This window comes from Bacillus sp. NTK074B (genome assembly GCF_017303375.1).
In the GTDB taxonomy this organism is placed as follows: Bacteria; Bacillota; Bacilli; order Bacillales; family Bacillaceae_B; genus Rossellomorea.
This window is the reverse complement of record NZ_JAFKOH010000004.1, coordinates 50374-76247: the sequence shown is the minus strand read 5'-3', so window position 1 is coordinate 76247 and position 25874 is coordinate 50374. Positions and strand designations below refer to the sequence as shown.

22 protein-coding genes and 2 other annotated features are annotated in these 25874 nt (G+C 47.1%); of the genes, 14 read left to right on the top strand and 8 right to left on the bottom strand.

Annotated elements, in window-relative coordinates:
* The first annotated feature begins 68 nt into the window (after nucleotides 1–68).
* The 11 genes from JI667_RS08400 to JI667_RS08350 all read left to right on the top strand — a co-directional run bounded on the left by JI667_RS08400 (nucleotide 69) and on the right by JI667_RS08350 (nucleotide 11471).
* Nucleotides 69–1808, top strand: coding sequence for a LytS/YhcK type 5TM receptor domain-containing protein (locus tag JI667_RS08400; protein WP_206852009.1), 1740 nt, complete (start codon nucleotides 69–71; stop codon nucleotides 1806–1808).
* Nucleotides 1805–2524: a LytR/AlgR family response regulator transcription factor gene (locus tag JI667_RS08395; RefSeq protein WP_206852006.1), complete on the top strand. Its 720-nt coding sequence runs from the start codon at nucleotides 1805–1807 to the stop codon at nucleotides 2522–2524. The genes JI667_RS08400 and JI667_RS08395 overlap by 4 nt, the downstream gene beginning before the upstream one ends.
* Nucleotides 2525–2773: 249 nt before the next feature.
* Nucleotides 2774–4222, top strand: coding sequence for a carbon starvation CstA family protein (locus JI667_RS08390; RefSeq protein WP_206852004.1), 1449 nt, complete (start codon nucleotides 2774–2776; stop codon nucleotides 4220–4222).
* Between the two features lie 322 nt (nucleotides 4223–4544).
* The gene (locus JI667_RS08385) at nucleotides 4545–4745 is read left to right on the top strand and encodes a hypothetical protein (protein ID WP_206852003.1); all 201 of its coding nucleotides are present in this window, start codon (nucleotides 4545–4547) and stop codon (nucleotides 4743–4745) included.
* 177 nt (nucleotides 4746–4922) lie between these two features.
* Nucleotides 4923–5174: a binding site (T-box leader), on the top strand.
* Nucleotides 5175–5236: 62 nt separating this feature from the next.
* Nucleotides 5237–6559, top strand: a complete 1323-nt coding sequence (locus JI667_RS08380; RefSeq protein ID WP_206852001.1) for an MFS transporter — start codon at nucleotides 5237–5239, stop codon at nucleotides 6557–6559.
* Nucleotides 6489–7514, top strand: coding sequence for a hypothetical protein (locus JI667_RS08375; protein ID WP_206851999.1), 1026 nt, complete (start codon nucleotides 6489–6491; stop codon nucleotides 7512–7514). The genes JI667_RS08380 and JI667_RS08375 overlap by 71 nt, the downstream gene beginning before the upstream one ends.
* A gap of 19 nt (nucleotides 7515–7533) precedes the next feature.
* Nucleotides 7534–8025, top strand: coding sequence for a hypothetical protein (locus JI667_RS08370; protein WP_206851998.1), 492 nt, complete (start codon nucleotides 7534–7536; stop codon nucleotides 8023–8025).
* 47 nt (nucleotides 8026–8072) lie between these two features.
* Nucleotides 8073–8277 (top strand) — a binding site (T-box leader).
* Nucleotides 8278–8430: 153 nt separating this feature from the next.
* Nucleotides 8431–9861, top strand: coding sequence for a proline--tRNA ligase (gene proS / locus JI667_RS08365; RefSeq protein WP_206851997.1), 1431 nt, complete (start codon nucleotides 8431–8433; stop codon nucleotides 9859–9861).
* A gap of 108 nt (nucleotides 9862–9969) precedes the next feature.
* Nucleotides 9970–10143, top strand: coding sequence for a hypothetical protein (locus JI667_RS08360; protein ID WP_206851996.1), 174 nt, complete (start codon nucleotides 9970–9972; stop codon nucleotides 10141–10143).
* A 113-nt stretch (nucleotides 10144–10256) separates the two neighbouring features.
* Nucleotides 10257–10814 carry a GNAT family N-acetyltransferase gene (locus JI667_RS08355; RefSeq protein ID WP_206851995.1) on the top strand — a complete coding sequence of 186 codons (558 nt, stop codon included), beginning with the start codon at nucleotides 10257–10259 and terminating at the stop codon, nucleotides 10812–10814.
* Between the two features lie 93 nt (nucleotides 10815–10907).
* Complete coding sequence (locus JI667_RS08350) at nucleotides 10908–11471, top strand: glutathione peroxidase (RefSeq protein WP_206851994.1); 564 nt, start codon at nucleotides 10908–10910, stop codon at nucleotides 11469–11471.
* Between the two features lie 38 nt (nucleotides 11472–11509).
* On the opposite strand, the gene JI667_RS08345 is transcribed toward JI667_RS08350, so the two are convergent.
* The 7 genes from JI667_RS08345 to JI667_RS08315 all read right to left on the bottom strand — a co-directional run bounded on the left by JI667_RS08345 (nucleotide 11510) and on the right by JI667_RS08315 (nucleotide 23182).
* The gene (locus tag JI667_RS08345; protein WP_206851991.1) at nucleotides 11510–13195 is read right to left on the bottom strand and encodes a hypothetical protein; all 1686 of its coding nucleotides are present in this window, start codon (nucleotides 13193–13195) and stop codon (nucleotides 11510–11512) included.
* 220 nt (nucleotides 13196–13415) lie between these two features.
* A complete protein-coding gene (locus tag JI667_RS08340) occupies nucleotides 13416–14996 on the bottom strand; it encodes an FMN-binding glutamate synthase family protein (RefSeq protein ID WP_206851990.1) in 1581 nt (526 codons plus the stop codon).
* Between the two features lie 52 nt (nucleotides 14997–15048).
* Nucleotides 15049–16770, bottom strand: coding sequence for a pyruvate oxidase (locus tag JI667_RS08335; RefSeq protein WP_206851988.1), 1722 nt, complete (start codon nucleotides 16768–16770; stop codon nucleotides 15049–15051).
* 208 nt (nucleotides 16771–16978) lie between these two features.
* A complete protein-coding gene (locus JI667_RS08330; protein WP_206851986.1) occupies nucleotides 16979–17776 on the bottom strand; it encodes an endonuclease/exonuclease/phosphatase family protein in 798 nt (265 codons plus the stop codon).
* 3 nt (nucleotides 17777–17779) lie between these two features.
* Nucleotides 17780–19414 (bottom strand): PTS transporter subunit IIBC, encoded by a 1635-nt coding sequence (locus JI667_RS08325; protein ID WP_206851983.1) that lies wholly within the window; start codon nucleotides 19412–19414, stop codon nucleotides 17780–17782.
* Nucleotides 19415–19867: 453 nt separating this feature from the next.
* A complete protein-coding gene (locus JI667_RS08320; protein WP_206851982.1) occupies nucleotides 19868–21784 on the bottom strand; it encodes a heavy metal translocating P-type ATPase in 1917 nt (638 codons plus the stop codon).
* A gap of 213 nt (nucleotides 21785–21997) precedes the next feature.
* Nucleotides 21998–23182: an MFS transporter gene (locus JI667_RS08315; protein WP_206851980.1), complete on the bottom strand. Its 1185-nt coding sequence runs from the start codon at nucleotides 23180–23182 to the stop codon at nucleotides 21998–22000.
* Nucleotides 23183–23311: 129 nt separating this feature from the next.
* On the opposite strand from JI667_RS08315, the gene JI667_RS08310 reads away from it, so the two are divergent.
* Nucleotides 23312–23695: an OsmC family protein gene (locus tag JI667_RS08310; protein WP_206851978.1), complete on the top strand. Its 384-nt coding sequence runs from the start codon at nucleotides 23312–23314 to the stop codon at nucleotides 23693–23695.
* 227 nt (nucleotides 23696–23922) lie between these two features.
* Here JI667_RS08310 and JI667_RS08305 read toward each other — a convergent pair whose 3' ends face one another.
* On the bottom strand, nucleotides 23923–24336 hold the full coding sequence (locus JI667_RS08305; protein ID WP_206851976.1) for a pyridoxamine 5'-phosphate oxidase family protein: 414 nt from the start codon (nucleotides 24334–24336) through the stop codon (nucleotides 23923–23925).
* Nucleotides 24337–24423: 87 nt separating this feature from the next.
* On the opposite strand from JI667_RS08305, the gene cax reads away from it, so the two are divergent.
* Nucleotides 24424–25479: a calcium/proton exchanger gene (gene cax / locus JI667_RS08300; protein WP_206851975.1), complete on the top strand. Its 1056-nt coding sequence runs from the start codon at nucleotides 24424–24426 to the stop codon at nucleotides 25477–25479.
* A gap of 118 nt (nucleotides 25480–25597) precedes the next feature.
* Nucleotides 25598–25729 carry a hypothetical protein gene (locus JI667_RS22885; RefSeq protein WP_280515474.1) on the top strand — a complete coding sequence of 44 codons (132 nt, stop codon included), beginning with the start codon at nucleotides 25598–25600 and terminating at the stop codon, nucleotides 25727–25729.
* Nucleotides 25730–25874 lie beyond the last annotated feature (145 nt).

Here is a 25874-nt window from a genome sequence, read left to right as displayed (position 1 = left end):
GGGAAGATTCTATTAAACGATCCGTTTAGTGAATCTTCTTTTTTTGTGTAAACGAAAGGAGGGAGCGTATGCTGATTGCAGCCATGGTGGAAAGGCTTGGAATCATCGTGACGATTGCCTTTGTGATGACGAGGATCAGCTTCTTCCGTCATTTGATCGAGAAGCGGACCCATGTGAAGAAATCCCAAACCCTTCTCTTTATCCTGCTGTTTGGTTTCTTTGGGATCGTTGGTACATATACAGGATTGATCGTAAATCCTTTTCAGGAAGAATACACGAAGTGGCAGTGGCATCTTCAGCAAAATGAAGCAATTGCGAATTCCAGGGTCATCGGGGTCGTGGTAGCGGGACTCCTTGGTGGTCCGTGGATCGGTCTCGGCTCCGGATTGGTTGCAGGAGTCCATCGTTACTTTCTTGGTGGGTTTACGGCCTTCTCTTGCGGGATTTCAACAGTTTTAGCCGGGTTGCTCGCAGGGTGGATTGGAAAGAGGGAAAAGAAGAACAGGCTCGTCTCGCCTCAGAAAGCCTTTCTTGTCGGGTTCGCGGCGGAAGGGATGCAAATGTTACTCATCCTTCTTTTGTCTAAACCGTTTGACGATGCCTCCTTACTTGTATCGGATATCGGCTGGCCGATGATCCTGGCGAATGGTATCGGAACGGGAATCTTCCTTCTTATCATCAAAAGTGTTTTCTATGAAGAAGAACGGATGGGGGCGGCACAGTCCCAAAAGGCGCTGCGCCTGGCTGACAGTACCGTGAAATATATGCGGAAGGGGCTGAATGCGACCTCAGCCCAGGCAACATGTGAAATCCTCATGAGGGACGTGAATGCCCTTGCCGTATCGATCACAAATACGTCCCATATCCTTGCTCATGTTGGTCTCGCATCAGATCATCATCATGAAGGCAGGCCGATTCAAACCGAAGCCACGAAGCGGGTCATCGAAACCGGGGAGATGAAGAAGGTCGGACGGGAGGATATCCAGTGTGACCGGAATGGATGTCCCCTCGGAGCGGCCATCATGGCGCCTCTGTTAAATGGCGACACCATCGTGGGTACCCTTAAATTTTATTTTCATTCGGAAAAGGAGATTTCCCCTATCCTCATGGAATTAACAAAAGGGATCGCCACACTCCTCAGCCATCAATTGGAGCTGGCGGAGATTGATACCCACAAAGAGCTGGCCAAACAATCGGAAGTAAAGGCACTGCAGGCGCAGATCAATCCCCATTTCCTGTTCAATACGATCAACGTGATTGTGTCACTGACGAGAATCAATCCTGACAAAGCCAGGACCCTGCTGATTTCCCTTTCCCAATTCGTCAGGCAGAACTTAACGGGGAGCACAAAGTCCACGTCCACCCTTAAAGAAGAAGTACAACATGTGAGAGCATATCTCGCCATTGAAGAAGCCAGATTCTTTGACAGGCTTGAAGTGGTGTACCACATTGATGAAGAGGCACTGTCGGTAAAGGTTCCATCCATCACTCTGCAGCCCCTTGTGGAAAATGCGATCAAGCATGGTATGAGGAATATGGAAGAAGGATTTATATTGAAAATCTCCATCGCAGGGGGAGGGGATGAAGTGACCGTCCAGATCGATGATAACGGGGCAGGTATCCCTGAAGAGAAAGTGAATACCCTTTTAGCGGAGACTGTTGAATCCGATTTGGGTACCGGCATAGGTCTATATAATGTGAATAAGCGCCTGGAAATGATGATGGGAAAAGGAGCCGGTCTGCACATCTCCTCATCAACAGGCAACGGAACCGTCGTAGAATTTACCGTAAGGAGTGAGAGGGAATGAAAGTCGCGATCATCGATGATGAACCATACAGCCGTGAGGAAATGAAGCATCTTCTGAGCGGGTATCCATGGGTAGAAGTCGTCGGAGAAGCAAGTTCAGCAGAAAAAGGGCTGGAGGTCATATTAACAAAGGAACCTGACGTTCTATTTCTGGATATAGAGATGCCCGGAATGAGCGGAGTGGACCTGGCTGAAACCCTTCAGAAAATGAAGAGTAAGCCGCAAATCGTGTTCGCGACAGCGTATCCTGACTATGCCCTTAAAGCATTCCGGGTAGAAGCAGTGGACTATTTGTTGAAGCCTTTTGAAGAAAGTCAGCTTGCACAAACGATGGAGAGGCTAAAATCCTTTTTGAAGATAAATGCAGATACCCGTGAAGGTTCCTCCATGGGGAAACTCGCCGTGCAGGATGAGGACAAAATTGTGTTCATCAGTCCTCAAGACATTCTTTATATTTTCCGTGAAGAGCGGGAAACGTTCATCTGTACGGATAAAAAGAAGTATACGTGCCGTTTGCCAATCAAAGACCTCGAAGCGAAGCTCGCCACCTTTCCTTTCTTCCGGGTCCACAAGAGCTATCTCGTTCAGCTGCCGTTTGTGGAAGAGCTGATCCCATGGGGGAGCGGTGTGTATCAGCTGAAGGTCCATGGAGCGGACGAAGCGATACCCGTGAGCCGGAATTATGTGAAGGAGCTTCGGGAGCGCCTGGAGTTGTAAGGTGGGGATGGGTGCCAGGCACAGTGAGTGGGAATGGTGCCAGGCACGTTTTTAGGTCTTGGTGCCAGGCACAAAACAAGTGATTTGTACCTGGCACCTCCCCTCAATGACCAAACCTTCTGCACGTCAATCACCTCATGCCACACGTCAACCCCGATTTTCGACATCTTGAACGGAATGTGACGAAACTGTGAATCAGATTGCTATAATGAAAGCGTATTCATAACTGAACGAAAGGGGATCATATACATGGTCACATTTCTGGTCTCGATTGTTGTCTTAATCATAGGTTACTTCACATATGGAAAATTAATTGAAAAGATTTTTGGTATTAATGAAACACGTTCAACGCCTGCCTATGCAAAGGCGGATGGAGTGGACTATGTGCCAATGGACACAAAGCGGAACTCCATGATCCAACTATTAAACATCGCCGGTGTCGGCCCGATTTTCGGTCCGATCATGGGAGCGTTATACGGACCGGTTGCTTTCCTTTGGATCGTACTTGGGGCGATTTTTGCCGGAGCGGTTCATGATTACTTGACAGGAATGATTTCGATCCGTAACGGAGGAGCTCATTTACCGGAGCTTGCAGGACGTTTTCTTGGGAAAACGATGAAGCATGTAGTTAACGCATTCTCAATTTTGTTACTTGTATTGGTTGGTACGGTGTTCGTCACAGCGCCTGCGGCACTGATTGCGAACTTAACACCAGCTTGGATTTCACTTGGTGTGATTATCGCAGCGATTTTCATTTACTACATTGTCGCAACATTACTGCCGATTGATAAGATCATCGGTAAAGTGTACCCGCTATTCGGAGCACTTCTTCTGATCAGTGCGGTAGGGATCGGAGCAGGATTAGTGATCACGGGAGCGGATATCCCTGAGGTTTCCTTAACGAATATGCACCCTGATTCTGTCGCTATTTTTCCTTTATTATTCTTGACGATTTCATGTGGTGCCCTTTCAGGTTTTCATGCCACACAATCACCGATCATCTCAAGAACGACTCAAAACGAAAAGAACGGACGAAAAATTTTCTACGGAATGATGATCTTGGAAGCGATCATTGCCATGATCTGGGCAGCGGCAGCGATGAGCCTGTTCGAGCCTGGTGAACTGAATACGATCTTAAAAGAAGGCGGACCGGCAGCAGTCGTAAGCGAAGTGTCTGTTCTGATGCTTGGTTCCATTGGTGGCACTCTTGCCATCCTTGGTGTGATCATTCTTCCCATCACTTCAGGTGATACGTCATTCAGAAGTGCACGCATGATCATTGCCGACTACATCAAAGTAGGACAAGTGAAAATGTCCAGCCGTCTTTGGATTGCAATTCCCCTGTTTGTGATTTCAGTCGTACTCACCCGCATGGACTTCAATCTGTTATGGAGATACTTCTCTTGGGCAAACCAATCGACAGCGATGATCGCCCTTTGGGTTGGCGCCATGTATCTAGGTCTTCAGAAGAAACCGCACTGGGTCGCAACGATCCCTGCGATCTTTATGACGATGGTGACGTTCACATATATCCTGAGCGCACCGATCGGATTCGGACTTTCGATGGGGACAGCTTACATGGGTGCATCCGTTGTGACGATTGTAGCCATTCTGGCCTTTATCTACACATTAAGAAAGCGCTTAAACGGTGGTTCGGTCATCCAGGTCGACGAAGAGGCACCCCAGCCAGCAGCGTAAATGGAGAGTTTTCCGGTTATTTCCGGGAAACTCTTTTTGTTTTCTGCACAAAATAAAGAGGATTCACAAACTATGATGTAGGAGTGATTCAGAATGACAAAGAAAACGAAAAAAGACGGCGGCACCAAGCAAAATCAAAACGCAAAGCCAAAACATAAAACATCCGGTTCTGCCAACGGACAGAATGGATATCACTAGAAATTCAAGGCCAATTCTTCACGGGTTGGCTTTTTATTTGTAGAGCAGATGTCTTTATTCTGAAGGATGTATTATAATGGTGATAGTTTCAAAAATTTAGTAGTCTCAAAAAGGAGATCCCATTATGCCAGATACTAATGATCAACAAATACAGCCAGAAAAGAAAAAAATCAGCCTTCAGGAAGCGATGAAGCAGCAGCTTGCGAAGAAGAAAGAAGCTCAGGCAGGCGGTAAGCAGGCAACAGGCGGCTTAGCTTCGAACCAACGCATGCAAAGTCAGCAGACAAAGAAGCCTAGTAACACCCGCCGGAAGATGGGGAGCTAACATAGTGGGAGAGGAGCACTCGGGATTTGGGAGTGCTCTTTTTTTTTATGGGATTTTGCCAGGCGGCTTCGGGGTGCGGAATTTGTCGGTTATTGGCGAGTGGTCGATAAAATCAGCGCGAATGAAATTCCTATTTACACTTCCACCCCATTCATGCTACCATTATTAAAATTTCAACTAAATGCCATGAAGAGAAGAGTAGGTATCAAAGACTTCTTTAAAGAGAGCCCCGGCAGCTGAAAAGGGGCAGGAAGGACGGTATTGAACCAAGACTCTGAGCAGTGCATCGGAACCCGGTGGGGGATGGTGTGACGGGTGCTCCCGTTATCGAGCTAGGGTATATGCCAATGAGCCGTACCTGAAAAGGCCGGTATGGTGACATATTCGGCGAACTGGGGTGGCACCGCGATTCATAATCTCGCCCCCAAGATGAATGTCTTGGGGGTGGGATTTTTTTGTTTCACAAACATAATCGCGGGGAGGAATAGTGTATGAAAAAATGGAAGGATCCTTTATTGCTTTTGCTTGGAATCGGAGTTTCGAATATCGGCGGATGGATTTATCTTATCGCCCTTAATTTAATAGTATTGGATGAGTGGGAATCGCCTATGGCCGTCGTCATGTTGTATGTATTGAAGCCCGGGGCGGCCCTTTTAACGAATGGATGGGCCGGAAGTGTGATTGACCGGGTGAATAAGCGTAATCTGATGGCATTTCTGGATTTCTTCAGGGCAGTCTTGATTGCTGGGTTGCCGTTTCTTTCAACAGGATGGTGGATGTATGCAGTGGTGCTTTTCATCAATATGGGAAGTGCGATTTTTTATCCGGCATCCATGACATATATTACGAACTTGATCCCCGCGGGTAACAGGCAGAGGTTCAATGCTCTAAGGGGACTGATCGGATCAGGGGCGTTTTTGATCGGGCCCGGGGTTGCGGGTTTGATGTTCATGATGGGAACCCCGACGATAGCCCTTTACCTGAATGCCCTGGCACTTCTTTTATCAGGAGTGATTACCCTCTTTCTACCGAAGCTTGAGGAAGGGGAGCGGACTTACACGAGCGGTACCAAATGGGAAGTGGTCAAGAGTGATTGGATGGTGGTATGGAGCTTTAGCCGCCGGAGAGCGTATGTAATGGTCCTTTACGTCCTGTTCACTGCGATGCTTGTTATGACAGCTGTGATCGATTCCCTTGAAGCTGCTTTTTCAAAGGAAGTCCTGTACCTTTCCGATAGCACGTACGGTTATCTTGTGAGCATTGCAGGGGGAGGATTCGTCCTTGGGTCACTTCTGAACACGGCATTTTCTCACAAGCTCAAGCATATGACTCTTATGGGCGCTGGCTCTGTGGTCGTTTCACTTGGGTATATCGTCTATGCCTGTTCATATGACTTCGTGACGATTGCAATCGGGTTCGCGCTATTATCCTTCGCCCTCGCCTTTGCGACGACAGGATTCGAGACCTTCTATCAAGAACATATTCCAGTTGATATCATGGGTCGTGTGGGCAGCCTTTATGGATTGCTGGAAGGTGTATTAGTCATTTTATTAACGGTGGTGATCGGAATCGGGGCAGAGGCCTGGTCGATCCGGGGAGCCGTGGCGGGAGGTTCGATTCTCATGCTTTTGCTTACATTGGTTTTATATTTCTGCCTGAAGAAGAATTCTTGGGAAAAACAGTTAAAAAACATTCAGAATGTTATAATAAATAAAAAACATACTCACACAAGGGGGTTCGAGGATGAAGTTGACAGTGGATCAGTATTGGGACAAATGGGAAGAACTGATGAACAGGGGAGAAGCGAGCTTTGATAAGTGGAGCGGCCTGGAGGATCTATTGTTCATTGCCCAGAAAGAAAGGGATCTCTATAAGGAGTTCTGCTGCCGGTTCGGGATCATCGGTACCGTCAACTATCTTGGGGAGTATGAGGAATTATTTGATCATTTTGAGTGGTGCAGCGGCTTCTTCTTTGACAATGAAGAGAATCTGGAGGATTGGGTGGAAGACCTGCTGTGGATGTATAAATGGATGGCGGAGCATCTAGTGAAGATGCCCGGCATTGAAAGGGAGCTTCTGGATGCCTTTTTCCTGGATTTTCAGGAGATATACGACCGCTATGGATACAGTCTTCGCCCTTTTTATCAGCACCAGCATAAACGGGCACTGAAGACAGGTGAAGCTGGGGACGTCCACGATTATTTTACAAAATGGATGGCAGCCGAGCGTGATTCCCTTTCGGATTGTGAAGCGTGTGAATATCAAACGCAGCTGGAGTATTTTTATTTTACAGGGGAAAAGGATAAAGCGGCTCCCATCGAAAAGCTTTTACTGTCAAAGGAAGTGAGCTGTGGTGAAATCCCTCATCTCACCTACAGTAAGCTGCTCCTTCCTTACTATGAGGATGGACGGGTGGAGGAGGCCCGCCGATACCAGTCCGAGGGATATTTTTTCATCTATGATAAACCTCATTATTTGGTGGAGGCTTCGGAACATATCCGTTTCCTTGCGTTAGCCGAACCGCTGAGGGGAATCAAGGTGCTGGAGCGTCACATTGAATACGCCGACAGCGGGAAGGATCCGTATGGGATGTTTTATTTTTATATGAGCTGCATTGTCCTTCACCGAAAGCTTCTGGAAGCGGGGCATCGACCTGGCTTCTCGGTGGATGTGATGAGTGAGGTGGCCGAGGAGATCGCGGCGGATTTTGATGATAGGAATGGAAATGATTATTTTGAGAGGGAGATGGGGAGGTTTTATGCTTTGTAAGTGTGGTAGGCAATATGCCGTGATCATACTAAGCATTCTTTCACTGTGGGCCTGCAGCAACCAGGATTCCAGGGAATGGTTTGAGACGGAGGAAGAGGCCATTCAATATGGATTACGCTCGGAAGATTTTGAAGGGAGTCCTCCAAAAATACTTTCTGCGAAAGAGTACCGTGGGGAAACCCTCGTATTCTTTGACTTGGCAGGTGATTTTGGCGCGGCCAGTATATCCAGGAGTGAAAAAGGATATAGCTGGTATCGGTCGACTCCTCATTTCGGATTTGAAGGAGGCGGTGATTACTCTACGGGAGGATTTGAACTTTCAACGGAGAGTGGGGTCAAAATTCCGATTATATGTGGGAAAGCGTTTGATTCCAGCATTGAAAAGAAGGTGTTATCGGGGGACGGACCTCAAAAGGATTTGACATTCACCAATGGCTCCCGGCTGTATTATAGCATTCATGAAGCAGACTATAATGCGTTAGAGGTATCCCCTGTAAGAGCGGGTGAATAAAATGAAATTGACACCTCCATCAAATCTCTATATAATCATCTAAAATAACTGAAACATTGAAGAGGATCAGTAAAGGGATTTTGTCTTTTCAGAGAGGGAGCGGTTTGGTGAGAAGCTTCCATTGATGAACCTTTGAACCTGCCTCCAAGTTCTGTATCGAATGAAGATATCAGCGGTTCGAAACCGTTATCATGGAATGAGTGTAAAGCTTTGCTTTGAATCAGGGTGGTACCGCCAGAAATGGTCCCTGATGAGAAGCAGAGCTTTTTCTGTTTCTGGGGAGCGTTTCGCCGATAAAAAGAAAATTTCGCCGATAAATCCGGGATTTCGCCGATAAAAAGAAAATTTCGCCGATAAATCCACAACATCGCCGATAAAACCAATCCAAACAATGAGGTGCTCAAAATGGCTAAAGAATTTGTAAAAGATGTAACGGGCATGGAGGAAGACTTTGCCCAGTGGTACACCGATGTCGTCAAGAAGGCGGAGCTGATTGATTATTCCAGTGTCAGGGGCTCGATGATCATCAGACCTTACGGGTATGCAATTTGGGAAAACATCAAGGATGCCCTTGATGCAAAAATCAAGGAAACCGGGCATGAAAATGTATATATGCCTCTTTTCATACCTGAAAGCCTGCTGCAAAAAGAGAAGGATCACATCGAAGGATTTGCTCCGGAAGTAGCGTGGGTGACCCACGGGGGGGACGAGGAATTAGCGGAGAGACTCTGCGTGCGTCCCACGTCCGAAGTATTATTCGGTGAGCATTATAAGAATATCATTCATTCTTATCGGGATTTGCCTAAGCTTTATAATCAGTGGGCGAATGTCGTCCGCTGGGAGAAGACGACACGTCCGTTCCTAAGGACGCTGGAATTCCTGTGGCAGGAAGGGCATACATGTCATGAAACGGATCAGGATGCACATGACGAAACGGTGAAAATGCTCGAAGTATACGCAGAGATTTGTGAGGAGATGCTGGCGATACCGGTCATCAAAGGTCAGAAAACGGAGAAGGAGAAGTTTGCCGGTGCCAAATATACGTACACGATCGAGAGTCTGATGCATGATGGAAAAGCCTTGCAATCAGGTACATCCCATCACCTGGGAGACGGGTTTGCGAAATCATTCGACATTCAATTCACAGACCGTGATGGCAAGCTCCAATATGTACAGCAAACATCGTGGGGACTCACCACCCGCATCATCGGGGCCATGATCATGGTCCATGGGGACGACCGGGGGCTTGTGGTGCCGCCAAGGATCGCTCCAACACAGCTGATGATCGTACCGATTGCCCAGCACAAAGAAGGCGTCCTTGACTTTGCTTATAACCTGAAAAGTCAGCTGACTGATGTTGCCCGTGTGAAGATCGATGCGAGTGACAAAAAGCCCGGCTGGAAGTTCAATGAGTATGAAATGAAGGGGATCCCACTCCGTCTGGAAGTCGGGCCAAGGGACATCGAGAATGGCCAGGTAGTGCTGGCCAGACGCGATACCGGTGAGAAAATCACCGTGAAGATGGAGGAGCTGGAGGGGAAAGTCGCTGAGCTTTTGGAAGAGATCCAGCGCAACCTCCTGGAAAAAGCAAGAGCTCATCGTGAAGAAAAAACGACAGTAGCCAAGGATTTTGACGAATTCAAAACCGTCCTAAATGACAAGGGAGGATTCATTAAAGCGATGTGGTGCGGAGACCGTGCCTGCGAAGATAAGATCAAGGAAGAAACGGGTGCCACATCACGCTGTATGCCGTTTGAGCAGGAGAAGGTAACGGATACATGTGTATGCTGTGATAAAGATGGGGAACATTTGGTGTATTGGGCAAAGGCATATTAAGCTCCAGCTCATCAGGGGACTTTCGCACCTTTTCCCTTCTTTTTCTTACTAAATCCTTCTTTTTCCTATGTTTCGTTAATAAATATAGGTAAAGGAGGGGTCGATTATATGGATGTGGGACTCATCATCATATTTTTCATGGTATTCGTGGTAATCAGCCTTTGGACCGTGCATTCCAAGCTCAACCGTATCACCGAACATGTACAGCAGCTGGATGAGGAGTATCTATCAGACGAACAGATCGAGAAGGAATTAGAGGAAGAGTGGAGTAAAGATAAGTGACGATGAAGGCGTTTCTCGGATTGAGGAGCGCCTTCCTTTTGTTGAAAAAGAGCTACCATTCTACTAGGGCAGTTGGTACTATTAACGTAATACATACAAGGGGGGCGCAGTAGATGAAGCATAAGGACTTGACCATTGAAACGCCGCGACTGGTGATCAGACCTTTCGTGAACAATGATTATGAAAACTGGTTAAGGGAACATCTGAACAGGCTCCCTTCACAGCATAAATATGATGTGGGTTACCAGGATATGAACGAGTGCACGGAGTACTGGTTCCGGGAGATGCTCAAGAAGCATGACGAAATGATTGATGGGGATCAGGTCTATATTCTCGGGATCTTCCTGAAGGGAAATGGAGCCAATATCGGGACCATCGATTTCTCTACTCTCATGAGATACAACTTTAATTGGGGAAGAGTGGGCTATACCTTGCATAACCGCTACTGGAATCGGGGATTTGGGAAAGAAGCGGTGAAAGCGGCTCTTCACCTTTCTTTCGTGAAATTGAATTATCATCGGATCGAAGCCCATATCAATCTGGATAATACACCGTCGATCCGGCTCGCAGAGAGTGTCGGGATGCAGTATGAGTGTACGAGGAAAGGCTTCATTTATGAGTTCGGGAAGTGGACGGATAATCTGGTGTACTACGTGAATGCCGGAGAGTAGGGAGAGAGTTATCATTGTTCAAAACCATTGTACACTGGTATATTGATAGGTACAAAGAATTAGTTCTAATATACTATAAGGTGGCGAAAGAACATGGGAGTGTATGGCTTTTCAGCTAAAGCAATCAATGGACAGGAAATAAATCTTGAGGAATACAAAGGAAAGGTTGTCCTTATAGTCAATACAGCGGGAAAATGTGGGTTTACATATCAATATGAAGATTTACAAAAGCTGTATGATCGATATAAAGATAAAGGTTTTGTGATTCTGGGCTTCCCCTGCAATCAATTCGACAACCAAGAACCGGATTCAAATGATAGGATACAAACGAACTGTCTCCTTAACTATGGAGTTTCATTTCCGTTATTTCAAAAAATAGACGTTCGTGATGGGGGAGCTACTCCATTATTCCGTTATCTTTCGTCTCAGAAGCCATTTGAAGGCTTCAACCCTTTCCACCCGGTAGCAAAAATTCTTATTCCTTTACTGAATGATAAACATCCTGAATATTTAAGTGATGATTATTCAATCAAGTGGAATTTTACAAAGTTTTTAATTGATGCCGATGGGGAAGTAGTCAAACGATTTGAGTGTACGACTGATCCAATTGATATGGAAAATGATATTGAAAAATTGTTGGAAGCTGTTTCTGTATAGAGAAAAGGCCGGAATCCTCAGTGATTCCGGCCTTTTCTTTATTGTTGCAGTCCTTCGATCGTCATGTCTTTTACAGGGAGGAATGCTTCTCCTGTATCCATATACGTAACGTTCACTTTGTCATTTTCCTTCAGATAGATCGCGAGTAAGCTGTTTTCTGAAGAGACGATATAATTTTTCCCATTGTCGAGAAGGAAAGATACCACGGTGTAGTCACCGGATTTTTCTTTGTATACACGGACGACTTTACCGGTTGCTTGTTTCTCCTCCGCTTTTGAGCTGCCGTCGACACTTCCGCCGCCTCGTTGAAGAGCTGTTTTATAGGCTTTCAATGCCTGGTTCGGCGTGTTCGCATAAGCAGAGATTTCCGGGTTGGCAGCTGAGACGATGAAGTAGTTCTGTAAGAAACCATTCGCATCTAGGACAGGTGTCAGCCAGCTCGCTTCTCCGTAGAAGTTATACAGTACCGGCATTTCGCCGTCCCATTTCTTCTCGATGAATTTCTTCTGGATAATTTGCAGGGCCCCTTGTGAATCCATATAGGATTCTTCAAGGTTACCAGTGTAGAATGTTGCTTCACCGGTCCGTGAATTCGTCAGGGAATAACCCAACATGGAATCGACGCCTTCTTTCGGCGACGTGAAATCGGTGAAGTAGTACATGTAGCCATTTTCGTCAAAAATTGGGCTCACATTTGCTTCCGTCCCTTCATCAGAAGGCAGTTTCACATCAGATTTACCAAAGCGGCTGTTCCAGAATCCTTTGACATAGTTACCGAAATAGCTGTTCTGGAGACTCACCGTTTCAGGGGAAACCGCGCCGTCGATGAACGCAGGAACATCTTTGATAGCATAGGATTCGGTATCACCTGTTAGGGGATCAACCATGACAATCCCTTTCACTTCAAATCCGTTACGGGCAGAGATAAAGCTCCCGTAAGTCTGGATATAGAATGGTTTTCCTTCATCGTCGATTTCAAGTTGCACGTCTCCGTTGAAGATTTCTTTCGGATAGTTCAAGCGGATGTGACGCTCGATTTTTTTGTTGAAATAAGCGGAAGGAGTATACACCATCTCTTCTTTGATGAATTTAGGGTTGGCGTTTGAATCCGTCGCACTCAGCTTGAAGTACCCAGGAGTCTCGTCTCCCTTGAACCATTTGAAGAAACCGGAGAACTCAACGGGAGCGATGTACACATACTCTCCGTCCACCTTCTGGATCTGCAGGCTGCCCAGCTCATAATAACTCGTATTCGGCACCTGACCGAAGGCTTTCTTCATTTTATTCCGGGCAAATTGTGGAGGGACGCTTGCCGGCGTTTCCTTTTCATCAAATGCTTGAATTTCGGTTTTGACCTCCATTTTCGCCGATTGGAATTTTTCATCGGCATTGAAGACAAAAGCTGTCATGAAGTAAGCACCGACGAAGAGTGTGGCAAGGAACAGAACACCTTTCACCATTCGTTCTTTCCCCGTTGCGAGTGTTGCGCCAAATCCTGAAGCAATGATTAACAGGATCCACATGCTTGTGAAGTTCTGATCGAGGTTCGTCAGGTAATAGAAGACGAATACGACAAGAGATGTGATGATGAGAGTGGCTCCAAACAGGGCCGGGAAGGATGGATATCCCTCTTTTTTATGTTGTTTTTTCATGATGGCCATCGGTACGAGCAAGAGTGCCATGACCAATCCGACAATCAGTGAAAATAGTAAGATGTTTCCCATAATGTTCCCCTTTCAAGGTTGTGATTCTGTTTATAGTGTATATACGGATGAGGGGGGTGGCAGGTTTCATTTGTTTTTTGGGCAGAGTTCATGGTGGACTGTGCGCCCGGTCTAGATAGGAACGGTTTTTGTCAAAAAGGTTAGAACGGTCGATATCTAATCCCGCCCACACCCTCCAATAATAAAGAAGCAGCCGACACCAATCGGCTGCTTCTTTCAATTAGGACATCGCTTTCTCAGGTTTTATCGGATACAATCGTCCATCCTCATCCCGGAATACGATGTGTTCCCGTCCGAATTTCGTCGGTGTATCGATTCCTGCGGCGGCGGCCAGGTTATAGAGGCCTTCACGCAGAGAGATGATGTAGTTGCAGACGCGGAACGATTTTTCCTCCACGATCAGAGCGCGTTGCAGCTTCTTATCGGTGGTGGCAACTCCGACGGGGCAGTTGTTCGTATGGCAGACTTGTGCCTGGATGCAGCCTACGGAGAACATCAATCCCCGGGCGATGTTAACGAAGTCTGCTCCGAGGGCGAGTGCAAAAGCGATCTTATCCGGCGTTAACAGTTTCCCCGATGCGAAGATTTTGACTTTGTTCCGGACCCCATATTTCACCAGTGTATCGTGGAGAAAGGGAAGGGCTGATTTGATCGGGACTCCGGCAGATGCCGCCAGTTCCTGATATGATGCACCTGTGCCGCCTTCTCCTCCGTCCACGGTGATGAAGTCGGGATGCTTGCCGGAAGTGGCCATATAGGAGGCGAGGCTTTCAATATCATCAGTGTTTCCAACGACCAGTTTGATTCCGACGGGTTTGCCGCCTACTTCCCGGAGCTCTTCGATGAAATCCAGCATCTCTTCGTTATTGCTGAATTCCTTGAACCGGTTTGGGCTGTCGATGGATTTCCAAGGCTCCACGTTGCGGATGCTGGCAATCTCCTCGGTTACCTTTTTTCCATCAACGTGACCTCCCCGGGTTTTGGCCCCTTGTGCGAGTTTCAATTCAAAGGCCTTTATTTCTTTAAGTTCACTTTTTTTCTTGAATTCTTCCCACGAGAATTCGCCATCCTTTGTCCGGACACCGAATAGGCCTGGGCCGATTTGGCAGATGATGTCGACGCCGCCTTTCAGATGATGCTTGGATAATCCACCTTCCCCGGTGTTCATCCATGATCCGGAAGCGAGATTCAAGCCGGTGGAAAGAGCCGTGATGGCCTGCTCACCGAGTGACCCGTAACTCATGGCGGACTGGCCGACGAGTCCTTTCACTTTAAAAGGGTACTTACAAGTATACTCGCCGATGACGGGGGAATCCTCGTCTTTCAGGAGAAAGGGATCTGCTTCTGTTTCTTCACGGTGTTCCCGTCGGCTCAGTAAATTGTCTTTGTCCAGTTTATATACTTTGGTTTTCACCTTGGTAGTCTGATCGATCCTGAGTTCGTCCCTCTGTACAGGGAACAGGGTGTTACGAATATAATAGCCCTCTCTTTCGAAGTCCCGTTCGGATCCGAATCCGAGCATTCGGGACTTATATTTTCCCGCCATAACGGTATTGGTGTATTCAAGTCTTGAGAAGGGTTTCCCTTCGTTGTCATTATGGAAGAGATACTGCCTCAGTTCCGGACCGATTTTCTCCAGGATGTATCTCATTTTTCCGAGAACGGGGAAATTCCTTAACACCGCATGCTCCTTTTGTTTTTCATCGGTCATCCATACATAAAGAATAAGTCCGATAGGGATAAGAAGTGCTAGAACGATGACCGTAAGGAGAATCCATTGAATTAGGGATATGCTGTTCATATTCATTCCTCCAATAGGGAAAGAGAGCCCTTTTTACAGGCTCACCCTCTTTTTAAAATAATCTCTTCAATGCTTTTCGTAACGGTGGCATTTCGGCTTCATGCTTCTTGAAGAATTTCTTCATGACGTGTTTAGAGTAGCCTGATGCCTGTTCGAAATTGATCTTTCCTGGCAGGGGAGGCTGGTCTTCGATCACACAGTCGATGATGACCGGCTTATTGGATTTGGCCGCCATGTCAAAGGCAGGCTGCAGGTCCTCATGCTTAATGACGCGATAACCTTCTCCTCCACAGGCTTTGGCAAATTGGGCAAAATCAATGTCCTGGAGGTCGGTTTCATATTCCAGATGACCGATGGACTCCTGCTCATATTTGATCATGCCGATCTTCCGGTTATTCATGATCACGACGATGATCGGGAGCTTGTATTTTACGGCGGTGACGAAATCATGCATCACCATGGTAAAGCCTCCGTCTCCGCACACGGCAATCGCCTGGCGGTCCGGCTCGGCAATACCGCTTGCGATGGCACCAGGGAGGCCGCAGCCCATTGTCGCCATCCAGCTCGAGACAATCATTTTCTGATTGGTCATTTTGAAGTGGCGGGCCGTCCATACGGTCACATTGCCCACATCGACGGACAGTATCGCATCATCGTCTGCAATCCTCTGAAGGGCAGCGATGACTTGAGGGGGCTTTATGGGTGCCGTCACTTCGACTTCATCTTTTTCTACATGCTTCCACCAGTTCTTCATATTGGTCTGGCATTCTTCCAAAAAGGTGCGGTCCTCTTTGTCGGGTAAGTGCTGGTTCCATTGTTTCAGGACCAGGTTCGAGTCGCCTACGATCCCGACAGAGACGGGATACCTTTTCCCGATTTGAGTTGGGTCCGCATCAATCTGGACGGCGGGTGTATCATCAGGAAGGAAATCGCGATAAGGGAATGAGGTCCCGATCATGATAAGTAAATCTGCTTCTTCCATGGCTTCATATGCTGGCTTCGTCCCGATTTGACCGAGCTGTCCGAGATTATGGGGATGCTTGTCAGGGAATATGCCTTTTGCCGGGAGTGTAAAAATGACGGGAGCTGCGATTTTTTTTGCAAATCTCTCCAGTTCACGTGCTGCATGTTTGGAGCCGGTTCCCGCAAGGATGACCGGACGTTTCGATGTATGTAGATAGTCCAAACCGGTCTTCACGTCTTGTTCCAGTGGTGCGGGGATGGATCGTGCCGGGATACTGGATGTGTCTTTCACACCGTCCTTGATTTTTTGTCCGGGAATATCGTCGGGGATGATCAATACGGATACACCCTTTTTGGCGTAAGCAGTCCGGATCGCCTGATTCATCAAGTCTGGAAGGGACTCTGGTGATGACACCCGTTCACAGTAAACGGAGACATCTGCAAATACGCGGTCCAGATGTATTTCCTGGAATGAATCCATTCCGAGTTCTTCCGTTGCCACCTGACCGGCCAGGACCAATACCGGTGCTCCGTCGGCTTTGGCATCATAAAGACCGTTTAATAAGTGGATGGCGCCGGGCCCTCCAATGGATAAACAGACACCGATGTTTCCTGTCAGCTTAGCATAAGATGATGCGGCGAGTGCCCCGACTTCTTCATGTCGGACCTGTATGAACTCGATTTCTTCTTCCTCACTTCGAAGTACATCGACGAAGTGGTTGATTGAATCGCCTGGAAGACCGAATACATGCTTGATTTTCCATTGTTCCATAATATCTGCTGCTAGTTGCCCTGCGAGTTTGTGTCCCATAGTCAAACCTCCTAATCTTGTATAGTGATTTTTACCACTATGGGGGGATTGTTAAACGTAGGGGGAGGGGGATGACCCGGGGATTTGCAGAATTTGTCGAAAGTGGTATAACGGACGATATACCATCGGTTTCTGATGATAAATGAACATAACGGTCGATAACCTCCCAGGAAATCATTCCGAACACAAAAAAGCAACCGATCCAGGATCAGTTGCTTTCTCTGAGCACCACTTCCACTCCGAAATGGTCCGAGACAATAGGTTTATTCTCATTATTAAAGATAACCCGGGATGATTTCACCGGCATTTTATCACTGGAAAGGATAAGATCAATCCGCAAATCTACTTTATTCCCGTCCCATCCGGCAATGTTTCCTTGAACAGTGACACCGCTGTCCTGTTCGACAGCTTCATTGAATGTGTCCACAAGCCCTTTGGAAAGAAGATGATCGTAGCCTTCCCCACGGATCAGGGCATTGTTATTGAAATCCCCCATCAAGAAAAACGGGGATTCAGGGGTGACCTGTTCCAACAAGTTGTCGACCTGGAACTTGAATGGCTCTTCATCATCCGTCCACCAGCCGAGGTGACAGGAATAGAAGGTGAGAGGCTTACCTTTATATGTAATCGTCGCTCCAACGATTTTTCGGGTTTTCCAGTAGGATCTGTCGTGGCTTTTTGAAATGAAGAAGCGGTGCTCTTCCACAACAGGGTGCTTCGTCAGGATGGCGACTCCTTCTTCATACATGTCGTATCCGATATGAGCGAAGTCCCAAACGAGGGTGTAATCTGTCACACCACGCTTCTCAAGTTCTGCGAGGGTGACCAGTGCGTAATTGCCTTCTTTGACTAATCCCTGGACTGGCGTGCTTTCAATCAGCTGACTGACTTCCTGCAGGGCGATGACATCGTAGGATTTCTCTGCGATGTCATCAGCCAGTATCGAGATTTTTTCATGTTGGTTGTCTTCCTGCCAGGAGTGACAATTAAGCGTCAGTAATTTCATGGATTACGCGCCTAACAAATCTTGAATATCCGATTTGATGACGTCTGCTTTTGGACCATAGATGGCCTGGACGCCTTTGTCTTTCAGGATGAGTCCGAGTGCCCCGTTTTTCTTCCACTCTTGTTCCGTACCGACAAGTGCAGTGTCTCTTACCGTTACGCGAAGGCGTGTCATACAGGCATCTACGTCTACAATGTTTTCTTTCCCGCCAAGCATGGCAACGACTTTTGGAGCAATGGAATCGGCACTCACCGTACCGCCGCCTGTTGATGCTTCATCCTCAATGTAGTTTCCGTTACGACCCGGTGTCGGGAAGTTGAACTTTTTGATCAGGAAGTTGGCAACCGTAAAGTTCAGACCAAAGAATACGACGCAGGCAATGACAAAGTTTACAAGATCCACCCACAGACCTGCTTTGATGATCATCGGTACGCGGGTAAGAAGCTCGATGGATCCGAATGAGTGGACGCGGATATGAACGATATCCACAATCGCAAAGGCAAGTCCCGTCATGATGGCATACACCACATATAGAAGCGGGGCAGCGAACATGAACATGAATTCAATCGGCTCGGTAACACCTGTTAAAAATACAGCTAAACCAGCTGATAAGAACATGGATTTGTATTTTTTCTTCTTATCTTTATCCACATTACGGTACATGGCATAGGCGATACCGATCAGGGCAGCTGTGGATAAAATCATTTGACCGACTTTGAAACGGGCAGGTGTCACATCATTTAATAGTTGTTTGTAGCTTGCCGTGTCCCCTGCAGCCAGGAAGTTGTTCAAGTCGGCGATCCAGGCAAGCCATAATGGATCTTGACCTGCAACCGTTGATCCTGCACTCGAACCTGTCAGGATCGTGTATGTCCCGCCAAGTTCTGTATAGTTGATCGGAACCGTTAACATGTGATGCAGACCGAATGGCAATAATAGACGTTCTAAAGCACCGAATACGAATGGCGCGATGATGGGCGCCGTGTTACGTGATGTGGCGATCCATTGACCGAAGTCATTCAGTAACCCTTGAATGAAAGGCCATACAACCGACATGATGACGGCGATGATGACCGATCCACCGATCACTACGAATGGTACAAAACGTTTTCCATTAAAGAAGGAAAGGGCGTCAGGCAGTTTACTGTAGTTATAATATTTGTTGAAAAGATTCGCTCCTAGGAACCCGGAAATGATTCCCACGAATACACCCATGTTAAGGGCAGGGGCACCGAGGACCGATGTGAAATAATCTGAAACGACCAGCGTTTGGCCGAAAAGGGAAGAGACTGTTGCCTCCGGATCTAAAAGCATATCTCCGCTCACTCCGAAGATGGCTCCTGTAATACGGTTGATCAGTATGAATGCAATCAGGGCAGCGAATGCTCCGCCCGCACGTTCCTTCGCCCACGAACCACCAATGGCTACGGCGAAGAGGATGTGAAGATTCGTGATGACTCCCCACCCGATATCCTCCATTACTCTTGCAATCGTTTGCACTAACGTGATGTCTCCACCCATCATGGCAATTAACTTACCGAGGGAAATCATGATTCCTGCAGCTGGCATGACAGCCACGACCACAAGCAATGCTTTCCCGAATTTCTGCCAAAAATCAAATGACAATAAATTCTTCATAAACCTATTTCCTCCTTTAATATCAATCTATTGGACTATTTTTCTTACATTGGATAACATGAGTGCGTTTACATTTCAGGATAAAAAGAAACATATCTCGCAGTGTCTTCATCGTAACGCGCTATGTAACAAGAAAGGTTGCAATATAGATGCAACCGTTTGCACTAACATAAACACATTTTATGATATCCCTTTCAAGAAAGCAATAACAAATTATTATTTTAGTAAAATATTAGTGTGTGGAGGGACGGACCTTGGTTGGAGTGGATGGGGAACAGTGGAGTTAGGCAATCGGTATAGTGGATAAGTCGGGGGTGAGAGGCTGTGGATAATAATTCTAGGAGAAAAGATATTCACATGTGGATAAGCTGGATTTAAAGGATACGATTATCTATTTAACCATAACGTTAAATGAAAAAGCATCCAACCTTTCAGATTGGATGCTTCAATACGCTACTTCAGCAAGCGCAGACCGTTCAGGATGACCAAAATCGTACTTCCTTCATGACCGATGACCCCAAATGGAAGGTCAAGGATCTGCAGGAAGTTAGACGCAATCAACAGCATAATGACAGCGATGGAGAAGATGACGTTTTGCTGGACGATGCTCTTCATTTTTTTCGATAATTTGATGGCTTCGGCAATTCGGGTCAGGTCGTTTTTCATCAGCACGACATCGGCGGTTTCCAGGGCGACGTCGGTTCCTTCACCCATGGCAATCCCTACGTTGGCCGTTGCAAGGGCAGGGGCGTCGTTGATACCGTCACCGACCATCCCGACGGTCCCGAATTGGTGCTTTAATTTCTTCAATTCATCCACTTTCGTTTCAGGAAGGCATTCGGCAATGTAACTTGCGACATTTGCTTCCTCTGCAATGGCGCGGGCTGTTTTCTCGTTGTCACCCGTCAACATGATCGTTTGGACACCTTCCTTCTCAAGGAGCTTCAAGGCTTCGACGGTTTCCTTTCGTACCACGTCTTTTAAAGCGATCAGGGCTACAATTTTATTTTCTTTTGCCACAAATACGGTTGTTTTTCCTTCTGAGGCAATTCTTTCGTATGCTCCGTTCATAAACCGTTCTGCTACCATTTTATCCACAAAGTCCGCTTTCCCGATTTTCCATTCAGACCCTTTCATAAGGGCTTTGACTCCCCAGCCGGAGACGTCTTCAAGGGAATCGGGCTGGGTAAGCTCCACGTTAAGCTCCCGGGTTGAGTGACCGACGATGGCTTGTGCGAGTGGGTGATTCGATTGGTTCTCAATGGAAGCAACTATACCCATTATCTCATGTTCTTCCTCATTGTCAGCAAGCAAAATATCGGTTACTACAGGCTTCCCTTTCGTTAAGGTCCCTGTTTTATCGAAGGCTATGGCTTTGATGTTACTCAAGTTTTCAAGATGGGCTCCGCCTTTGAAAAGAATTCCGTGGCGGGCACCGTTTGAAATAGCCGAAAGACTCGCCGGCATGATGGCTGCGACCAGGGCGCAGGGTGAAGCGACAACGAGCAGAACCATGGCCCGGTAGAATGTCTCCGTCCAGCTCCATCCGAGAACGAAGTGAGGGAGGAACATCATCAGAAACACGATGGCAAGAACGATTTTGACATAGGTCCCTTCGAAGCGTTCAATGAACTGTTGGGAAGGGGATTTTTCGCTTTGCGCTGACTGGACAAGGTCAATGATCTTTTGGAAAAGGGTTTCGCTGCTCGGTTTGGTCATTTCCACCGTGATGGCACCGTTGATGTTGACCGTGCCGGCGAACACCTCATCCCGCTGTCCCTTAGTCACGGGAACGGCTTCACCGGAAATCGCCGCTTCATCAATGGAGGTTGTGCCTTTTACGACGACACCATCCGTTGGCACTCGTTCACCGGGTTTGATCAGGATATGATCACCGATTTCGAGGCTTGCAACACTTACTTTCTTTTCCCCGGAACTGGTGACGAGCCAGGCTTCCTCCGGCTGGAGCTGCATAAGGGCCGAAATTTCTTTTTGGCTTTTATTCATTGTGTAGGTTTCCAGTGCACCGCTGACAGCGAAGATGAAGATCAGGATCGCTCCTTCCGTCCAGTACCCAATGATGGCGGAACCGACAGCGGCAAAGATCATCAGCATTTCCACATTCAGCTCTTTATTTTCGATGGTTTCTTCAATTCCTTCTTTTGCTTTGGCGAAGCCTCCGATGGCGAAGGCAAGGAGGTAGAAGATGATGCTCATGCTTGAATCATCATTTGATGTTAGCCATCCAAGTAGTATAAAGACGCCACTGATGAGGGCGGCTATCAATTCTCCATGAGGCTTTATTTTTTCAAGGAAGTGGATTTTATCATTCGGTGTCCCCATGGTTAGTGCTTTGGATTGCGAGCTCATAGTATATTCCTCCTTTGATTAATTGAAAATGTGAGATTCTTATTGAGAATAATAATCAACGTCATTACCCCTATAAAACGACGAAAGCTGCCACCAGTGAAAGGTGACAGCAAAACGACACGTGCTCTTAGCTGAAAATATATGAAGTTAGTAATTTGTAATTATTATAATCTAATCCTACCACAAGTATATGAGGATGGAAAGGGTTTTGTGCTAGTTATTCTGGGTTATTTCTCCATGTCGGTTTTGAGATGAAAAGACAAGGAGGCTCACAAAGATCATCAGCATCATGCCGGCAATCAAATAGAAGAAGCTTGATCCTTTTAGCCAATCAATCGTGATTCCACCGATGAAAGGGCCGATCATGCTGCCGAAACTGAAGAAAATTCCGCACATGATGTTGCCGGCTGGCAGTAATTCCCTTGGGAGAAGATCAGTCATATAGCTGATGCCGAGGGAAAACGTCGAACCCACGGCCATCCCGGCAAGGGTGAAGCAAATGAATAGGCCGATTGTCGATTGGGATACGATTCCGGCAGCCGAGAAACAGAGGAATCCGATCATCATGACGATGAGGAGGACATTCTGTCTACCGTATTTGTCGCTCAAAATGCCAAGGGGGACCTGTGAGATAATGCTTCCCACCGCAAATGCAGGAAGGAGGATCGCCACGGCTTCAATGGCCAATCCGTTTCGCAGGGCGAAAACAGGGAAATTTCCGTTTAAGGAAGCTTCGAGGAACCCATATCCGAGAGGCGGCAGCAGGGCGACCCATGCGTATTTGAGAACCTTCCCGAAACGCTGGAACGAACCCAGGAATGAGGCACTCCCGATGTTCTGCTGCTCAGGGTATTCATTTTGTAATTTAAACACAAACATCCAAACGGTTAAGCTTAATAAAGATGAGATGATGAACGGCAATGCCTGATGAATCGTGATGAGCTGCGTCATCATCGGGCCGACGGCGAATCCGATCCCAAAGGAGACCCCGTAAATGGAGATGTTCCGTCCGCGGTGCTCTTTCGGTGAAAACGATGTGATCCACGTCTGGGTAGAGAAGTGAAGCATATGGTCACCGATTCCGATCAGAAGGCGGAGGATGAACCAGAACCAGAAAGACTTCCACACCGGAAACAATAAGAGTGATGCTGCGACGACGATCCCGCCGATGATGATCATCGGTTTATAGCCGATCTTCTGCAGTGGTCTTTCCATTAAAGGGGAGGCCAGCAGGATCCCGATGTAAAGGGCTGTTGCGTTTAATCCGTTCAGGGAGGAGGACAGGCCGTCCTGCTCAAATATGATGGCAATGAGGGGCAGGAGCATACCCTGCGAGAAGCCTGAAATGGCAACGATCCCGACAAGGACCTTGAAACGGAAGGATAATGTTTGATTCATTTGTCAAAACTCCCAATCGTAGTAAATATCTTCTTTGATGGTACCCTCAATTGCAATGTTTGGCAATACGGGGGGAATAGAGTAAAATCAAAACATCTACTAACACAATAAGGAAGGAATGAAGAAGAAATGGAATATAAAATGCAAGAAGGCGGTTTTTACACAGATTTAGGGTTTGGCAAACTGGAGGTATCGGGTAACGAAGAATATGGATTCCGTCCGTTCCAACTACTCGTTTCATCCGTTGCCGTCTGCAGTGGGGGCGTGCTTCGTAAAGTACTGGAAAAGATGCGCATTCCATTTGAAGACATCCACATCAAAGCCGACGTCACCCGCAACGAAGACGAAGCCAACCGCGTCGAAGCCATCTCCCTCCACTTCACGATTAGAGGGACGGACCTTGACGAAGCGAAGATTGAAAAGGCTATGAAGCTTACACGAAAGAACTGCTCCATGGTGCAATCGGTGCAGGACAGCATTAAGATTGAAGAAACATTTGAATTGGTGGGATAAGGAGTTTGGAGGGACGGACCTCTATCTGGTGATGGGGACGAGAGGTTTATCGTTGTGTGGAGGTCCGTCCCTAATGAAACAGGAATTCGTCTGAAGTGAGTGGATAGATGAGGGACGGACCTTCGAATGGATAGAAACCCTTGTACGTCTCTACCCATTCGAAGGTCCGTCCCCTGAAAGAACAACAACTCTATTTTATCTCTTCTATTTTGAGGTCCGTCCCTCTTCTACAGCTCCTGGGGTTCGCTTCCAGGTTTTTCGAAGTAGAGGATGGTTTTGGGGGTGAGTTTGAGGAGCAGGTATTCGGGATCGTCGGGACTTGCGATCCAGTGTTTGAGCTTTTCATTCCAGAATTTCGCTTTGAGCTCGGGTGATTCTTCTACCGATGCCTCAGCCTCGATTTCTACATAATGTTCGTGATTGGAATCACGGTCATAGCCTAGAAGGATATGAACATGAGGGTTCTGTGCGATATCTTCTGCCTTATGGGCATGTTCGTTGGTTGCCGTGTAAAGAGTAAGATCGTCATGATCGAACATCATAAACCGTGAGTACGGTTTGTTGTCACGGATCGTGGCAAGGGTGCCGATCTGATGATGGGAAAACAGTTCTACAATTTTATCTTTCAAGGATTGTGCCATTACTATTCCTCCTAAATGGGTTCTATCTATAATGTGTCTAAACAGGACTGTTTTAACCAAATTTCTGCAAAAGGAAGGATCGTTAACGTGAATAAAGTATTTACTCTGCTCGTATTCGCAGGTGTCCCGGTTTCGGTGATCGGCTCCCTGCTTCATTGGCCAAGTGTCATCATGTTCGTCGTTTACTGTGTCACCATTATCGCATTGGCAGCCTTTATGGGAAGGGCGACGGAAAGTTTGGCCGTTGTGTCGGGGCCCCGCATCGGTGGACTACTCAATGCCACATTCGGAAACGCTGTCGAACTGATCATTTCCATCTTTGCACTTAAAGCCGGTTTGATCGGAGTCGTTTTGGCTTCCCTGACAGGATCTGTCCTTGGAAATCTCCTTCTGGTTGCGGGACTTTCCTTCTTCGTGGGGGGCGTGAAATTTAAACGCCAGAAGTTCAACGTGTTCGATGCCCGTCATAATTCCGGTCTCCTCATGTTCGCCATCATCGTGGCATTCGTCATTCCGGAAGTATTCTCCATGGAGATGAATGAAGGGAAGACCATGAATCTATCCATCGGAATCTCGGTCATTCTGATCCTCCTTTATCTATTTGCCCTCTTCTTCAAACTTGTCACTCACCGCGGAGTGTATCAGAGTGAAGGGGGAGAAACTCACGATCATGATGAAGAACCGGAGTGGAGTAAGGGGAAGGCGTTGCTTATCCTGGCTTTATCGACGCTTGCCGTTGCCTATGTTTCCGAACGACTTGTCCATACCTTTGAAGAGGTAGGGGAAGCCTTCGGCTGGAGTGAGCTCTTCATCGGGGTCATCATCGTCGCCATCGTCGGGAATGCAGCTGAGCATGCTTCGGCTGTGATCATGGCGTATAAGAACAAGATGGATGTCGCTGTTGAGATTGCCGTCGGTTCAACCCTGCAGGTCGCTATGTTTGTGGCACCTGTACTTGTGCTGATTTCGTTATTCTTTGAAAAGAGCATGTCCCTTGTGTTTACGCTGCCTGAACTTGTGGCGATGGTGTCTGCCGTGTTGCTTACCGTCATTATTTCCAATGACGGGGAAACCAACTGGTTTGAAGGCTTGACCCTTCTTGCTGCATATTTCATAATGGGAATTGGATTTTATTTACTCTGAACACAAGCCCCGGAGGTTCTTCGCCGGGGCTTTTTTCTATTGGGCTACACTTTGTGAGGACCGCCTGTACGCTTTTGAATAGTATATAGAAATAATGTGTGCATAGGGGTGAATCAATGTGAAAAAGAAGAAGAGTGAGTGCTCAGTCGATTTACTGCCTAAAGGATGTCCGGGCATCTATCCCTACAAGGGCTGTACAAATCCGGTCCCCCGGTTGGAGCAGTTTGGAGCACGATTAAAAAAGCAGTGAAACCCAATAACGGATTCCACTGCTTTTTTAGGGAATGTAGGAATGATTGAGAACGCCTGCTTTGTAGGAGAAGCTCTGGCGTTCCCTCTTCATTGATAGTATAAGATATAATTTGAATGTTGTAAATATTCTTTCAAGTAAAGTT